This window comes from Muribacter muris (assembly GCF_004569585.1).
In the GTDB taxonomy this organism is placed as follows: Bacteria; Pseudomonadota; Gammaproteobacteria; order Enterobacterales; family Pasteurellaceae; genus Muribacter; species Muribacter muris.
In genome coordinates this window covers 61,159-76,094 of the sequence record NZ_SPPA01000011.1, presented here as the reverse complement: position 1 = coordinate 76,094, position 14,936 = coordinate 61,159, and the positions used below count along the sequence as shown (strand labels likewise).

Genomic DNA, 14,936 nt, shown 5'->3' with positions numbered 1-14,936 from the left:
CCATGATCAAACTCTTCAATTCAAAAGTTTAATCGCTCAATAAATACTGACTAAAAAATCATTCTAAATGAATTTCAAGTTAAGCACTTATCAAGACTTCAAAATTAAAATATTCTTTTCAAAATCCATCAACAAGTGCCCACACAGATTGTCTGATACATTGTTAAAGAGCAAAAAAGAACGACGCACCGTAATTTTAACTTCTTCACAACAGTGCGTCGTTGTGTGGTGTGCATTATAGAGAAATCCAAAATCAATGCAAGCGGTTTTTGAGAAAATTTTGCAAAAAAATCGGAAAATCTTACCGCTTGGTGAAAACGAAATCAAAGCGTTGAAAAAGAGCGCTAAAAATGGTTGTTTTCTCTCTACACAATGAAATTCTCCACACTCAATTCAGTTTGATTCAAAAACTGTGCTAAGACAAAACTTTGGTTATTCACCTGATAATTTAGTGTTTGGGTGTCTTTACTCCAAGAAATCGGTGTATTCCCATTCGGTTCATTTGAAAATAAGCCGGCAAAATCCCCTTTCAGATCCAGTACGCGTAGGTCCAATTTATCTTCCGCTGCATTAAAATCGCCGATAATATTGAGTTTTTGATGTTTGAAATCATTATTTCCCAACACAAAAATATCCTTCCCTTTACCACCAAAAAGCACATTTGTGCCACTCCCACTATCTAGATCTAGGCGATTATCGCCATCATTACCGTATATATGTTCTATTTTAGCTTGAGACGTGCTACTAAAGTCTTGTTTATCCGCTAAATGATAAACAACAACCGGCATAACTTCTTGTGTCTCACGCCCATTAATCAATAATTTGGATTGTGCCAACCGACTATTTGCATCATTTGGATCAGAATGGAAATGTAATTCAACAATATCTGCGATACCGTCTTTATCACTGTCTTTCATATAAGCATTTTCGCCCTCTTCCCATTTATCGTGGCGACTACCAAAAGAAAAGTGTTTTACCAAATCATCGGTTTTTTCATAAAAACGGATCATTGAATGAGATTCAAGCCAATCTTTTTTCAACGGTTCAAAGCGTACCGTATTGTCATAAGTACCTAGTCCTTCTTTTTCTAATTTTTCCAGTACTTCATTAGCAAGGGAATTACCTTTTAAAGCACCTAAAGAACCACCTAGCAATGCACCAGCTGCAAGACTAGCCCCCCAGTAACCAAAGCCAAAAGACCACCTACTATAGTACCAGCTACGCCTCCTCCGATAATACCAGCTTTCTTTGCCTTATCTCGCGGAACTCCTCCATCAGCAAGAAACTCACCATCTATTATATAAGAACTGGTTTTGTAAAGAAAATTACCGCTCATTACATCATCGTTACTAATTGCTTCTTTAACAAATCTATCCGTATTTTCTCTAGCCTTAATAAGACTAGGATCAGAATCTTTATCCGTTAATAACAACAGCGGATTAAAAATCGCACTATGTTTCATTTTTGCTTGAAATTCCGGACTTGCTTGCATCGCATAGGCAGTGAAATATTGTGTTAAATACCCACCTAAGGAATGTCCGGTAGCATAAACAGTATCAGGGCTATACTTATCCACAATCGCTTTCGTCTGCCCAACCAACTCTTTTGCCTGTGTTGGTAAATCGCCTCGTAATACTTTCAAATCAGTATACCAATCTTGCAAATTAGTATAACTTCCCTTCGATCCCCGAAAAGCGAATACGATTTGTTGGTAAGTGCCATCCGATTTTTTTCCGTTACCAAATACGGAATAGTCTAAACCACTACCTAAAAAATCACTTGTATTCTTAAATTCAATTAACGCCCAATTCTGAATAAAATCTTCGCTCTCTTTTTCGCTAAAGCTATTGTTTAGCCCACTTTCCTTATCAAGGTTGATTTCTTGCCACTCTTTTAGGTTTTTATTATCAAAAATAGCCTTAAGTTCTTTTTCATCTTTATAAGACAAGGTTGTAAAAGTGCGTAGATCCCGTTCGGATACATTCCACATAGTAGGATTAGGATCGAGTGCATCAAATAAACCGTCCTTATCCGTATCGTTTTTAAACAAACTATCATCATATTGATAGGATTTTATTAGTATTGGTTTCTGCTCGACTTGAGGCTTCGCTAATACTTCTTTTTCTGCAGAATCAGCCGGCTTATCTACTTGCAGTTTATCGGACTGAGACTGCCCCATCTGAACTTGGTCTATTTGAGATGCCGAAGATTGAACATTATCCTTAGTCGGCTGAGTCTGTCCTTTATCTATCTGAGATGCCGGAGATTGAACATTCTCTTTAGTTTGATGAGAATGTGTTGCCGCATTGCTTCCACCACCTTTACGCCCTCCACCGGACAATGCTAATGCACCTCCACCCAATACCAATCCACCGAACAAATACCATTTTAAATAGTCGCTTTGTGAATGGGAGCTCTCTCTTTGTTCTACCTCTTCAGCAACAACGGGCTCTGAAGAAGATATTTCGGACAACATACCTCGCTCCTCTGTATATGAGGACGGTAAATTACTGTGCGTCTGAACTTCTGCTTCAGGTATATTGTTCTGTGTAACTGCATTGTCGATATTTTGTTCTAAAGCACTTAAATCGTGTTTTTGGTTTGTTCAACCATAAAGAGCTCCTGTCAATAAAATCAAAAGGTTTAAATATCACCAATAAATATGATTCAGATACATCTCGATAAATGGTGGTTTTTTGATTATATATTGTTTTTTTTTTGCGCAATTATTTATACTGCTTGAGTGATTTTCTAATTAAAGAGCGAAAGAAAAAATGAAAATAAAGATTTATCTAACGATTTGGTTAAGAAAAAAATATCAGGTTCGGTTTGAAGTATATTGGGGGAAAAGAATCGAAAACTAATACAGGCTTAGTTGAGATACACCGGGAAATGCTAATGATTTGTAAAGATATAATGATAGTAATCAGATTGAATATAAGGAATGAAGATGGTCGGCGAGATAGGATTTGAACCTACGACCCACTGGTCCCAAACCAGTTGCGCTACCAAGCTGCGCTACTCGCCGACAGTTACTCATAAAGAGTATTTAATGGGGTGGCTAATGGGACTTGAACCCACGACAACTGGAATCACAATCCAGGGCTCTACCAACTGAGCTATAGCCACCAACGCTATGTTGAACTTGCATTACCTCTGGCGCGCTCGACAGGATTCGAACCTGCGACCTTTGGCTCCGGAGGCCAACGCTCTATCCAACTGAGCTACGAACGCTTTGTTTCAGTATTGCGTCGCAACGGAAGCGTATATTAGTGATTTCACCCTCGCTTGTCTAGCACTTTTTTCAAAAATATACTTGCTTGCTTTTAATTTGTTCAAAACGTTTATTTATTATCAAAACTGCTGATTTTATAGCTGTTTTGTCAAATAATAGTAGGCATATTTCATCAATCTTAGCTGTCGCTGCCAACGGGTCGGTTGCTGCCATAATCGAAAAAGCCATTCCAACCCTAATTGCCGCCAAATTTGGGGGGCTCGTTTCACTTTCCCCACAAATACATCATAACTGCCGCCGACTCCCATATAGAGCGTATCGGGGTAAATCTGCTGTGCACTTTCAATAAACATTTCCTGTTTTGGCGACCCCATCGCCACGCTCACAAATTTTGCACCGCTTTGACGGATTCGCTCGATCACACTATCCTGATCTTCCGCAGTAAAATAACCGTCTTGCGAGCCGACTATACGCACACCTAAACGGCATAATTTTTCTGCTGTTTCTGCCAGCACATCAGGCTTTCCCCCTACTAAAAAAACAGGGAGATCATAGGCAATCCCCGCCATTAACATCGCTTCCCATAATTCTACACCAGCAATTCTTTCTACCTGCCGATGCTGCGGATATTTCCGCTTAATTGCGCACACAATACTGATACCATCGGCATACTTATACTCGGTATTGTGTAAAAGGCGGCGAAGTTGCGGGTTTTGTTCGCTGATGATAACTTTCTCTGCGTTAATAGCGACCAATTTTCCTGTGCGAATATCACCGTGGTTTAGCAAAAAATCCACAAATTGCGTTTGATTTGGCACGGCTAACAGCTCAATCCCTCTAATTGTTACGTGCCCGATCATTTGCCACCTTTCCCTGCCAGATAACCAAGCCATTTTGCCAACTGCCACGCAATCACAAACACAATACTAAAAAAGCCCCAGCGGGACACAAACGCATCCGCCCCCTCCCTCACTAGCACAACCAAATTGAACAGGTTTGCCAAGCAATAGGCTTTACCTAAAACTTCGACACGCTCAAACACGGCGTCAAAGGCACGGATTATCGCCCCGACCGCCAGCATTCCGCACGCCATCAACGGATAACCGCCCATAATATAGAATGAACCCAACAACGTCGGCGACATCGCCAAGCCGGACTGATTGCCCAACACAATTTTGGTGAAATAATTCGCACTGTTCCACACAATATCCGGGCGATCCGCCCACCACGCCTGCGGAATATAGACATAAAAATCCCGCACAATCGGCATCAGACCTTGATAGTCAATCTCACTGGAGAGAATAAGGGCAAAATTTTGCCACGGCGAAAAGGTATCCCGTGTCAAATAAAGAAAAGTAAACCACGCTTCTCGCCCGCTCACCGCCAAATCGTACCGCCATAACGCCAACCAGAACATTGCGATGACCGCCAAACAAGCGCTCGAAATCAGCCATTTTTTTGCAACATAGCCGAAACGCCAGCCTAATAGCAGAAAAAGTGCCACCACCAAGGCGATATTTGCCCTTGTCCCACCAACCGCCAAATAGCTTAAAATGCCGAACCCGAGACCAAGTATCAGCCCCCACCACCAGCGTTTTAGGCTGGGCTTGAGCCAGAAAAAAATCAGTAATGCCGGAATGAAAAAGTAGAAAAACCGCTTTAACAGCACGCCCTTCACCCTTGCCGAAAAAATCTGGCTGTATTTTTCCAATTTAAACAGTAGCAATCCTTCATTTAAGCCGATAAACAGAGCCAATGCGACCGTGCTAATCAACATCAATAGACAAGCGGTCAGTTGTACCTCTTTTGTTGCAAGCGCAGTAGAACGACAAGCGGCTTTTCCGCCTATCCGGTTCGCCCCTTGATAGCCGAACCAATACAGCCCGTAACCGCCTAACGCCGCCCCCAGTGCAGAGATGGAGGTTGCCGTATCCGGCAATGGCTGCCCGAACTGCCACGCCAGCAGCACTGAAAACGGCACGCCCAAAAAGCAGGTTACCCCATAAATCAGACTAAACAAAAGATGGAACGTCTGCCCCTGCTGCCGTAAGCCCTGCCAAATCACCGAGCCAATCAGTACAACTGCCACAAAAAACAGGCTGATTAAGATGCCGTATGCCATTGTGCCTCTTTGCAAAAATATCACCAAAACCGACCGCTTGTCAGGCAGCGTCCGCCCAATTCGCCAAGCAATGCCGCCATAACGGCAGATAATTCGGTGGGAAAAAACGGATATTCCCTTTATCCAACGCCGCTAATTGCTGCTTGGTCGCCTGAATAGCCGCTTGGTTCACCCACCCGCTGAATAAAAACGGAATCTGCTCCGCCTGCATATCTACACAAAACGGATTTTCCTTCGCCAAAATCACCGGAATATTCATCGCCAATAAGGCACAAATCGTACCGATGCCCTGCTGCCGCTTAAACAAAAACAGCCCGACATCACACTGCGCCAATATCGCCAAATACGCTTCAAAAGCCAGTTTTTGCGTGAGAATTTGCACATTTTCGGCAGGAAATAACCGCTTGCTATGGGCTGCAACCGCCTCAACATAAGCGTGATTTTGCGCCGGATAGCCCATCGGAATAATCACCCTCACCTGAGAGCCAAATTGCCGATGAAGATCGTCCAAGCCTTGCAAATGGCAATTGGCACGATCACCGGAATTGCCCAATAAAATAGTCAATTGCGACCGTTCTTCTGATTGTTGAGGCAATACAGCCGGCATTTTGGACGGAAAATACAATAATTGATCCTGCTCGCCCTTGCGCTTTAACAAAGAGTGGGCAAACTGCAAATCACCGCGGGTCGCCCATATTTGAGCCATTTTACGTTGCGCAGCGCGGCGGATCGGATACGCCAATCTAAACCGCCAAGCCGTTGAATGCTCGTACAAATCTGCGCCCCAAACGTGCCACGCACAACGCTCACCGGGCAATCGCCCACACAAAATCGCCAGCCAAAGCGGAAAATTAAACTGCCCGTGCAACACAAATTTTGCCTGCGGCTGCGACTTTGCCACCTCAACCACCGCCCTGGCTAACTGCATTTTACCTGCAAAACGGCGAATCGATAATGCCGGAAATGCCGCCGCTAAATCATCTTGACTAACCACATAAAATAGCGACTGCCCTCCCCATTCCGCCAAACGCATTTCTTGAAAAAAGGCTAACAACGTGCGGTTATGGTGGGGAATATCTGCCCCAAGAATATGATAAATCACCACTGCCCTTTCTATTTTTTAAATGAGGAATATCAGCGATCATAACAAAACTTAGCAGAATTATCCGAAAAACTCACACTTCAGAGTTATTTGAGCAAGCAATCCTAGTTCATTTTGATGATATTGTGAAAAATTGAGCTACAAGCGGTAATTTTCCCATAAAAATTTGCAAAAACTCAACGTTTAAAAAAAGCTATTGCGGTTTTCATCACCCGCTCGGCTTCTTGCTCCGTTAAATTAAAAAAGAGGGGTAAACGCACGAGGCGGTCGCTCTCGGCGGTGGTGTAGCGGTCTTTGCCGTTAAAACGCCCGAACCGTTGTCCGGCAGGGCTGGTATGAAGCGGGACATAATGAAACACGCTGAGAATATCCGCTCGTTTTAAATATTGGATAAACGCCTCGCGTTGCGTCTGATCGGCTAACTTGAGATAGAACAGATGGGCGTTATGCTCGCAATCGGCAGGCGGGGCTGCCAATTCCAGCTCGCCCGTTTCAGCAAGGGGGGAAAAGGCTTGAAAGTAACGTTGCCAAATCGTTAAACGGCGTTGGTTGATTAGATCCGCCGTTTCCAACTGGGCATATAGATATGCTGCTTGCAGATCGGAGAGCAAAAAACTCGATCCCACATCCTGCCAGCGATATTTATCCACTTGCCCCCGAAAAAAACGGCTGCGATCCGTGCCTTTTTCCCGCACGATCTCCGCCCGTGCGACGAGTTGCGGATCATTGATCAGTATTGCCCCGCCTTCGCCGCCGGCGGTATAATTTTTCGTTTCGTGAAAACTGTAACAGCCGAGATGCCCAATCGTGCCCAATGGCTTACCCCGATAGCGAGCCATTACCGCCTGCGCCGCATCTTCTACGACCCAAAGTCGATATTTCGCCGCCAGCGCCATTATCGTTGCCATTTCGCAGGCAACCCCGCCGTAATGCACCGGCACAATGGCTTTGGTTTTCGGCGTGATCGCCTGTTCAATCAAACGTTCATCTATATTCATCGTATCCGGACGAACATCGACAAACACAATCTTCGCTCCCCGTAGCACAAACGCATTGGCGGTTGAGACAAAAGTGTAGCTCGGCATAATGACTTCATCGTCAGGCTGAATATCGAGTAATATTGCCGCCATTTCCAAAGCGGCGGTGCAAGAGGGCGTCAGCAGTGCCTTGTGCGTGCCGAACTGCTGCTCGAACCACCGTTCACAGCGGCGGCTGAACTCACCGTTGCCGGCAAGCTGCCCGCTTGCCATCGCCTGTTGTACATAACTCAGCTCTGCGCCGACCAATGTCGGTCGATTAAACGGAATGTGCATTACGATATAACCAATAATGAAGATCCTGCGGCACAGCCCCAATGCGTTGGTAGAGCCGGATTGCCGCTAAATTGCCGGATTGGGTGCGCACCCTCAACGCTGCCGCCCCCTGCTGCTTCGCCCAACCCATTGCACCGTGCAATAACGCCCTGCCCACCCCATTGCCCTGCTCAGATGCTGCCACCGCCAATAAACCGATATCAGCGTTATCGTCAGCAAGCCGAACGCTGACCCCGCCGACAATTTGTCCCTGCCGCCGGATAATCAGGCACACATCATCAAAGCTGCCCCGCACAGCATTTATAATCCACTGACGGTAAAAACGCTGATTTTCACTCGCCGAAAAATAGGGCATACGAAAACGGCTGTTCGGAAAAGCATTGCCAAACAGTGCGGTCAGCGCAGCCAGATCAGCCTGCGTTGCCACCGCTAATTCCAGCAAAGGGTGAGACGGCAGCGGCAGCACAAAGAGCAACTCGCCCTCTACCCATTGGAACTGATTGTGCTGCAAATAGTGCAATAATGCCGTTTCATTTGCGCTGATTTTAGCGGCAACTAAGGCAAAATCGGCAAATAATTCACCGGCAAGCGGTCGGTTCGGCACATTTTTTAGCAAAAGCCGCCCGATCCGACGCCCGAAAAACGCCGTTTCCCATTCGTTTAAGATAATCTCTGCCATATCCCTTTGGTATCCACCCGCCACGGCGTTGTTTGTTCTGTCAAGGGGGTTTGTCTGAAAAGTTGATGATCGACCAACAAGACTAATACGTCCGCTTGCGTTAATGCGTGATCGAGCGTAACTAACTCAGCTTTAGCGAGAGACGGCGGCAAGGCGGGCAGGTTCGGTTCAACCACCCATAACGCACCGCTGTGCCACTCGGCAAGGGCTTCGGTAATCGCCAGTGCCGGACTTTCCCGCACATCGTCCACATCGGCTTTGAAGGTGATCCCCAAACAAGCGATTTTCAGATCCTGTGCGGTGTGATTGGAGTGAACCAAACAATCGGCAACGGTGGCTTTCACTTTATCGATCACCCATTGGGGTTTGGCATCATTGACGTGGCGGGCAGTTTGAATTAAACGGGCTAAATCCGGCGTTTGTGCCACCATAAACCACGGATCAACGGCAATGCAATGCCCGCCGACCCCTGCCCCCGGCTGCAAAATCTGCACGCGTGGGTGGCGGTTTGCCAGTGCAATCAGCTCCCAAACATCAATCTCTAGCCGATCACAGATCAGCGATAATTCGTTCGCAAAGGCAATATTGACGTCTCGAAAGCTGTTTTCCGTCAATTTACACATTTCAGCAGTACGAGCGTTCGTGGTTAAACACTCGCCTTTTGCAAGAAGTCGGTACAAAGCGACCGCTTGTTGCGCACATTTTGGGCTAAGCCCGCCGATCACGCGGTCATTTGCCACTAATTCCTGCAAAATATTGCCCGGTAGGACACGCTCCGGACAGTAGGCGATGTTCACCTCGTCCGGAAAATGTAAATCCGGGCGGGCAAGGCGTAGCCACTCGGTGATTTGGTCGGTCGTGCCAACGGGCGAGGTCGATTCCAGCACCACTAAATTCCCTTTGGCTAACACGGGAGCGATAGCCGCTACTGCCTGTTCAACAAAGTGCAAATCCGGCTGATGCTCTGGCGTTAAAGGCGTTGGCACGGCAATGATAAACCCATCGGCAACCTCCGGTTTGGTGGTTGCAATAAAATTGCCGCTATCGACCGCTTGCCGTAACGCCAAATCAATGCCCTTTTCGGCAATCGGTGCGTTACCTTGGTTGAGCTGCGCCACCCGTGCCAAATGAGCATCCACGCCGATCACGTGCTTGCCGGCATTGGCAAAAGCAAGGGCAGTCGGCAAGCCGATATAGCCTAAGCCGACCACGCAAATTCGGTTAAAATCCGCCATTTTGGTTCTCTTTCAAAATTGCCGCAATCCGTTCGCTTGCCTGTCCGTCCCCGTAGAAACAAGGAGCTGAACGGGGTTGGCTCGGCATTGCCAAATGGCGTAACACTTCGCTGACTAATCTGTCTGCATCAGTGCCGACTAATGTCATCGTGCCCGCCTCCGCTGCTTCCGTTCGTTCGGTGGTCTCCCGCATCAATAAAATCGGTTTTGCCAGCCCATTGGCTTCCTCTTGAATGCCGCCGGAATCGGTCAAAATCAGATCGGCACGGGACATTAAATAGACAAACGGCAAATAGGCTTGCGGTTCAAGCAGAAAAATATTCTCTATGCCTGCCAGTTGCCGCGCGATCGGCTCTCGTAGCTGCGGGTTGAGATGCACAGGGAAAACGATCTGCACATTCGGGCGGCATCTTGCCAGCCTAGCCAACGCTTGACAAATCTGCGCTAGCGGCTCGCCCCAATTTTCACGGCGGTGGCAGGTTACCAAGACGCACTGTTTCTGTGGCTCAAGAAAGGCAAAATCCGCCGCTAACCGTGCGGCAAGCGGGGCGTTTTCGGCAATATTTTGCAACATTAGCTTGAGGGCATCAATTACGGTATTTCCCGTTACCCAAATGCGTTCGGCAGCCACGCCTTCCTTGAGTAAATTCCGCCGTGCCTGCGGAGTCGGTGCAAAATGATAGGCAGCTAATACGCTGATCAAACGGCGGTTCGCCTCTTCAGGATAAGGGGAATGGAGATCGCCGGTGCGTAACCCCGCTTCGATATGCGCTAACGGAATGTGCTGATAATAGGCGGCAAGGGCGGTGATAAAGGCACTGCTCGTATCGCCGTGCACCAGCACCAAATCGGGCTGATGCTGCGCCAATACCTGTTGCAATGCGGGCAGTAATCGGGCGTGAAGCTCGGCGAGACTCTGCTGCGCCGACATTATGTTGAGATCGATATCCGGTTGAATTTCAAACTGATGCAGCACTTGATCGAGCATTTGGCGGTGCTGCCCCGTTGCGCACAGGGTAAGCTTAAATTCAGCCTGCCGTTGTAGCGTTTTAATCAGCGGGGCGAGTTTTATCGCCTCAGGGCGAGTGCCGAATACTATCAGAATGTGGCGCATTATTTTCGCCGTAACGCTATCACAAACAATCCAAGCAACGCCCCAAATCCGGCACACAGCGCCAGCACTAGCGTCAGGTTGTCCGGTAACGCCGGCTTGGTAGCCGCAATCGGTTTTTGAATAAAATGATAAGGCACTAATTGATTATCAAGGGGTTGCACCGAACGCATTAGGGTTAATTTTGCCTGCCACTGTTCGCCTAGATTGGCATCTGCCGACTGTTTAACCTGCTGAAATAGCAGTTTCCACTGTTGGATCAAATCGTTATTCAAATTCTCACGGGCTTTTAGGCTGCTTTTCTGAATAAAATCACTCAAGACGGTTGCAGCGTGATCCGGATTTACCAACTGAAAAGATAACGTACCGGTCGCGCTATCAAACTTCAATTTTTCCGCCAGCTGACGGGCGAATACGGCTGTCGGTTGGTGGTTTACCGCTGCGGTCTGCTGCACGAGCGTATTGTTGGTGAGAAACTCTAAACGATCGTCAAGTGCGGTTAAACGTTGCTTAAATTCATCAAAGGCGGCAGCGGTGATCTCTTGCTCATTGTGAGGGAGAGCATTGCCGTCATTTTGCACCTGCCGATACGTGCTTTTTAATGAATAAAAATTACCCAGCTCCGCCACTTTCGGCGCGTCAAACCGTGCGCTCACCCGCCACTCTTGCGGCTGTGTCGCGAGATGAAGCCAGCCTGCCCCAACACTTAAGCCAATGAAAAAGACTAAAATCAGTATATTTGATAATAACGATGTTTTTGGTTTTTGATGTTCCATAATTTGTGCTACTTTGTTAATTTTTTACGCATCCGACGTTTTTGGCGGCGTACGAAACGGGTAATCCGCCAAGCGTGGACAATTGAATAAGAATAAAGAAAAAACAGGCAAATAAACGCAATAAACATTACCCATTGATTCCAATAATTTACCTCGCCCAGCACCCCAAAGCCCGCACAAAGTGCCGAGCCAAAAGTAATCACGGCTAAGGCTTGACGAGAGCTTAACCCCGCCCGCATCATCAAATGGTGGATATGCAAGCGGTCGGGACGGAACGGGCTTTTTCCCTTTTTCAAACGGCGGAAAAACACCGCCACCATATCAATCAGCGGCACGGCGATCAGCCATAATCCGGTAATCGGGCTAATCGGGTGCCCTTGCCCTTGGGTGCTCAGCAGCAAGATCCAAATAATCGTAAAGCCGATCAGGGTGCTGCCGGAATCGCCCATAAACACCTTCCACCTTGCTCCAAACACGCTTAGATTAAACAGGGCATAAGGCAATAACACCAAAATAATCGCAAAGCACCAATAGGCAAGAGCGGTTTGATCGTCCAACCACATTAGCGCGCCGAGCCCGGCAAAACTGACGCTGGACAGCCCTGCCAATAAGCCGTCAATCCCATCAATCATATTAAAGGCATTAATCACCCCAATGGTAATAAACACGGTCAGCACCACACCTAATGCGCCGATTTCAAGGCTGAACGGAGCGATGAGCTGCCCTAAATTCTCAATCGACAAACCGCTATAAATCATTGCTCCCGCCAAACACGCCTGAATGCCGGCACGCAACAGCGGGCTAATGTCAAACCGATCGTCTAACACGCCGATCACCAATAAAATTGTCAATGCGGTTAAATACAGCTCCGGCAGCCGCATCTGCTCCCATTCCAACGCGTAAAACGCTAAATTGCCCAAGAATAACGCAATGCCGCCGATTAACGGGATCACCCCTTGATGACGTTTGCGGAAATTCGGTTTATCTACCAAGCCAATCCGTTCGGCGACCGGTCGCATTGCCACCAATGTCGCAAACGACACGCACAGCACGGCAAGAAAGGTAAGCCACATAACGAGGTTTATCCTTAAAAATAACCCATAGAAATGCCGTTCAGCATAGCATAAACCACAAAACTCTCAATATAAAAAATGGACAAGCCTCGTCCGACAAGGGATAATAATCCACCATTTTCGCAAGATTTTACCGATTGATTAAGGATTTAAAATGACATCATCTTTATCGCTCTTTGACAGAGCCCAAAAAGTGATTCCGGGCGGCGTAAACTCGCCGGTTCGAGCTTTTAAAGGGGTCGGCGGCACGCCGGTATTCATCGAAAAAGCCGAAGGCGCTTATATTACCGACAGTGAAGGCAAACGCTACATTGATTATGTCGGCTCTTGGGGACCAATGGTATTGGGGCATAATCACCCCGCCATTATTGAAGCGGTACTGAACGCCGTGCCGAACGGCTTGAGCTTCGGCGCACCCACAGCCGTTGAAATTGAGCTGGCCGAGCTGGTTTGCCGACTTGTCCCCTCCATTGAAATGGTGAGAATGGTCAGCTCCGGCACAGAGGCGACAATGTCCGCCATTCGTTTGGCTCGCGGCTACACGGGGCGGGATAAGATCATCAAATTTGAAGGCTGCTACCACGGCCATTCCGATTCTCTGCTGGTTAAAGCCGGATCAGGCGCACTCACCCTTGGGCAGCCTAGCTCGCCGGGCGTGCCGGACGATTTCGCCAAACACACAATCACCTGTGAATACAACAATCTTGAGTCGGTCAAACACGCTTTTGAACAGTACCCCGACCAAATCGCCTGTTTAATTATCGAACCGGTGGCGGGCAATATGAACTGCATTCCGCCGAAACCGAACTTCCTGCAAGGCTTGCGGGCACTTTGCACCCAGTACGGCGCACTCTTTATCATTGATGAAGTAATGACGGGCTTCCGTGTCGCCCTCGGCGGTGCACAACAATACTACGGCGTAACACCGGATTTGACTACGCTGGGCAAAATCATCGGTGGCGGAATGCCGGTCGGCGCATTTGGCGGCAAAAAAGAGATTATGCAACACATTGCCCCGACCGGCCCGGTTTACCAAGCCGGCACACTATCGGGCAACCCGATTGCGATGTCGGCAGGTTTAGCCTGCTTAACCGAACTCGCCAAAGCGGGCAACGAGCAAAAACTGGCGGAAAAAACCAAAACCCTCGCCGAAGGCTTCAAAGCCCTTGCCGACAAACACGGCATTCCGCTCACAGTACAATATGTGGGCGGTATGTTCGGGCTGTTCTTCACCGAGCAAACCGCAGTGGAAAGCTACCAGGATGTGATGAAATGCGATGTACAAGCCTTCAACACCTTCTTCCATAAAATGCTGGAAAAAGGGATTTACCTTGCACCGTCCGCATTTGAGGCGGGCTTTATGTCCCTCGCCCACAGTGATGACGATATTCAACACACGCTCGCAATGGCGGATCTCGCCTTTGCGCAGATGAAATAAATCCCTCATTCACGAGGGATTTAAAACAGCCCGCTATCACGCGGTCGGTTTTTGTCAAATTATTGCAAAAATTTTGCCTAAACCGACCGCTTGTATTAGCTGAACACGGCTTGATTAAACCGCTCGGCATAAGCCACCAAATTTGGCAAGCAGCGAACATAATCCGTCAGCGGATTGCTAAACGGATTTGCCAGAAAACCGGCGATCGCCGTTGCTAATACACAATCGATCGAGTGAATTGCGTCCCCAAAAAAGAACGGTTTATCCGCTAAATAATCAGCAATCGCTTGAACATCTTGGCAGCCAAAGGCATAAATTTGCTCGGCACAATGGCGACCGATCCCGTGCCCGTGCATTTGTTGGCGAGAACCTTCCCGCAACTGCGTCATTACTTGATCTTGCACTTCCTGCGGCAATCCTGCCAACATTGCATTCCGCACAAACGCCTCGCCTGCTGGATCAACCATTCGCGCATAAACGCCAACCCAATACAAATGTTCCTCTGCCATACGGCGAAAGGCTTCCGCTACCGCTTTTTGTGCGGCGGATAATGTGCGATCCAGTGCCAAATCGCCCTTTTGTTCTAGGTAACGCTGAATCAGCGAGCTGTCGGCAATCTGTTGCTCACCGTCTTGCAAAACCGGCACTTTACCGTTCGGCATCTTGGACAAGTCGGCGACAAATTCCACTTGATAAGGCTTGCCGCTCAACTTTAACAGTGCCTCCGCCTTCCAAGCAAACGGGGATAAGCTCCGTGCATTTTCCGATCCCGGAACAGAATATAAAATATACATTTTTAGCTCCTCTGCTTTCCATTTACATTCATTCTTTGATAGTATAATTTTAAATTAA

13 protein-coding genes and 3 tRNA genes are annotated in these 14,936 nt (G+C 47.6%); 1 reads left to right on the top strand and 15 read right to left on the bottom strand.

The genetic code is table 11. The features are described from left to right. Positions 1–365 precede the first annotated feature (365 nt). From E4T80_RS06330 to wecA, 14 genes are all read right to left on the bottom strand, one after another. Positions 366–1,154: a M10 family metallopeptidase C-terminal domain-containing protein gene (locus E4T80_RS06330; RefSeq protein ID WP_135056222.1), complete on the bottom strand. Its 789-nt coding sequence runs from the start codon at positions 1,152–1,154 to the stop codon at positions 366–368. After that, on the bottom strand, positions 1,148–2,476 hold the full coding sequence (locus E4T80_RS06325; RefSeq protein WP_135056219.1) for an alpha/beta hydrolase family protein: 1,329 nt from the start codon (positions 2,474–2,476) through the stop codon (positions 1,148–1,150). The genes E4T80_RS06330 and E4T80_RS06325 overlap by 7 nt, the downstream gene beginning before the upstream one ends. A gap of 475 nt (positions 2,477–2,951) precedes the next feature. Then, positions 2,952–3,028 (bottom strand) — tRNA-Pro (locus E4T80_RS06320). Between the two features lie 25 nt (positions 3,029–3,053). Further along, positions 3,054–3,129: transfer RNA gene (locus E4T80_RS06315), tRNA-His, on the bottom strand. A gap of 28 nt (positions 3,130–3,157) precedes the next feature. Next, positions 3,158–3,234, bottom strand: a tRNA-Arg gene (locus E4T80_RS06310). 135 nt (positions 3,235–3,369) lie between these two features. Continuing rightward, a complete protein-coding gene (gene wecG / locus E4T80_RS06305; protein ID WP_135056231.1) occupies positions 3,370–4,095 on the bottom strand; it encodes a lipopolysaccharide N-acetylmannosaminouronosyltransferase in 726 nt (241 codons plus the stop codon). Continuing rightward, positions 4,092–5,357: a WzyE family oligosaccharide polymerase gene (locus E4T80_RS06300; protein WP_135056216.1), complete on the bottom strand. Its 1,266-nt coding sequence runs from the start codon at positions 5,355–5,357 to the stop codon at positions 4,092–4,094. The genes wecG and E4T80_RS06300 overlap by 4 nt, the downstream gene beginning before the upstream one ends. Positions 5,358–5,397: 40 nt before the next feature. Further along, positions 5,398–6,459 carry a TDP-N-acetylfucosamine:lipid II N-acetylfucosaminyltransferase gene (locus E4T80_RS06295; protein WP_135056213.1) on the bottom strand — a complete coding sequence of 354 codons (1,062 nt, stop codon included), beginning with the start codon at positions 6,457–6,459 and terminating at the stop codon, positions 5,398–5,400. Positions 6,460–6,635: 176 nt separating this feature from the next. Then, the gene (gene rffA / locus E4T80_RS06290) at positions 6,636–7,772 is read right to left on the bottom strand and encodes a dTDP-4-amino-4,6-dideoxygalactose transaminase (RefSeq protein WP_135056210.1); all 1,137 of its coding nucleotides are present in this window, start codon (positions 7,770–7,772) and stop codon (positions 6,636–6,638) included. After that, complete coding sequence (gene rffC / locus E4T80_RS06285) at positions 7,756–8,451, bottom strand: dTDP-4-amino-4,6-dideoxy-D-galactose acyltransferase (protein ID WP_135056207.1); 696 nt, start codon at positions 8,449–8,451, stop codon at positions 7,756–7,758. Before rffC ends, rffA begins: the two co-directional genes overlap by 17 nt. Continuing rightward, entirely contained in the window at positions 8,433–9,686 is a 1,254-nt protein-coding gene (gene wecC / locus E4T80_RS06280; protein WP_135056204.1) for a UDP-N-acetyl-D-mannosamine dehydrogenase, read from the bottom strand. The genes rffC and wecC overlap by 19 nt, the downstream gene beginning before the upstream one ends. Next, positions 9,673–10,800: a non-hydrolyzing UDP-N-acetylglucosamine 2-epimerase gene (gene wecB, locus E4T80_RS06275; protein ID WP_135056201.1), complete on the bottom strand. Its 1,128-nt coding sequence runs from the start codon at positions 10,798–10,800 to the stop codon at positions 9,673–9,675. Before wecB ends, wecC begins: the two co-directional genes overlap by 14 nt. Then, complete coding sequence (locus tag E4T80_RS06270; protein ID WP_135056198.1) at positions 10,800–11,573, bottom strand: hypothetical protein; 774 nt, start codon at positions 11,571–11,573, stop codon at positions 10,800–10,802. Before E4T80_RS06270 ends, wecB begins: the two co-directional genes overlap by 1 nt. Positions 11,574–11,581: 8 nt before the next feature. Then, a complete protein-coding gene (gene wecA / locus E4T80_RS06265) occupies positions 11,582–12,646 on the bottom strand; it encodes a UDP-N-acetylglucosamine--undecaprenyl-phosphate N-acetylglucosaminephosphotransferase (RefSeq protein ID WP_135056197.1) in 1,065 nt (354 codons plus the stop codon). A 154-nt stretch (positions 12,647–12,800) separates the two neighbouring features. Here wecA and hemL point away from each other — a divergent pair, with 154 nt between their 5' ends. Then, positions 12,801–14,084 carry a glutamate-1-semialdehyde 2,1-aminomutase gene (gene hemL / locus E4T80_RS06260; RefSeq protein ID WP_135056194.1) on the top strand — a complete coding sequence of 428 codons (1,284 nt, stop codon included), beginning with the start codon at positions 12,801–12,803 and terminating at the stop codon, positions 14,082–14,084. Positions 14,085–14,179: 95 nt separating this feature from the next. On the opposite strand, the gene E4T80_RS06255 is transcribed toward hemL, so the two are convergent. Next, on the bottom strand, positions 14,180–14,878 hold the full coding sequence (locus E4T80_RS06255; protein WP_135056191.1) for a glutathione S-transferase family protein: 699 nt from the start codon (positions 14,876–14,878) through the stop codon (positions 14,180–14,182). Between the last annotated feature and the right edge of the window lie 58 nt (positions 14,879–14,936).

Excerpts from the sequence above, each read along its gene's own strand:
- E4T80_RS06325 (WP_135056219.1), bottom strand. The coding sequence starts at position 2,476 with ATGTTGTCCGAAATATCTTCTTCAGAGCCCGTTGTTGCTGAAGAGGTA.
- wecA (WP_135056197.1), bottom strand. The coding sequence starts at position 12,646 with ATGTGGCTTACCTTTCTTGCCGTGCTGTGCGTGTCGTTTGCGACATTG.
- rffA (WP_135056210.1), bottom strand. The coding sequence starts at position 7,772 with ATGCACATTCCGTTTAATCGACCGACATTGGTCGGCGCAGAGCTGAGT.
- rffC (WP_135056207.1), bottom strand. The coding sequence starts at position 8,451 with ATGGCAGAGATTATCTTAAACGAATGGGAAACGGCGTTTTTCGGGCGT.
- E4T80_RS06300 (WP_135056216.1), bottom strand. The coding sequence starts at position 5,357 with ATGGCATACGGCATCTTAATCAGCCTGTTTTTTGTGGCAGTTGTACTG.
- wecB (WP_135056201.1), bottom strand. The coding sequence starts at position 10,800 with ATGCGCCACATTCTGATAGTATTCGGCACTCGCCCTGAGGCGATAAAA.
- wecC (WP_135056204.1), bottom strand. The coding sequence starts at position 9,686 with ATGGCGGATTTTAACCGAATTTGCGTGGTCGGCTTAGGCTATATCGGC.
- wecG (WP_135056231.1), bottom strand. The coding sequence starts at position 4,095 with ATGATCGGGCACGTAACAATTAGAGGGATTGAGCTGTTAGCCGTGCCA.
- hemL (WP_135056194.1), top strand. The coding sequence starts at position 12,801 with ATGACATCATCTTTATCGCTCTTTGACAGAGCCCAAAAAGTGATTCCG.
- E4T80_RS06270 (WP_135056198.1), bottom strand. The coding sequence starts at position 11,573 with ATGGAACATCAAAAACCAAAAACATCGTTATTATCAAATATACTGATT.
- E4T80_RS06255 (WP_135056191.1), bottom strand. The coding sequence starts at position 14,878 with ATGTATATTTTATATTCTGTTCCGGGATCGGAAAATGCACGGAGCTTA.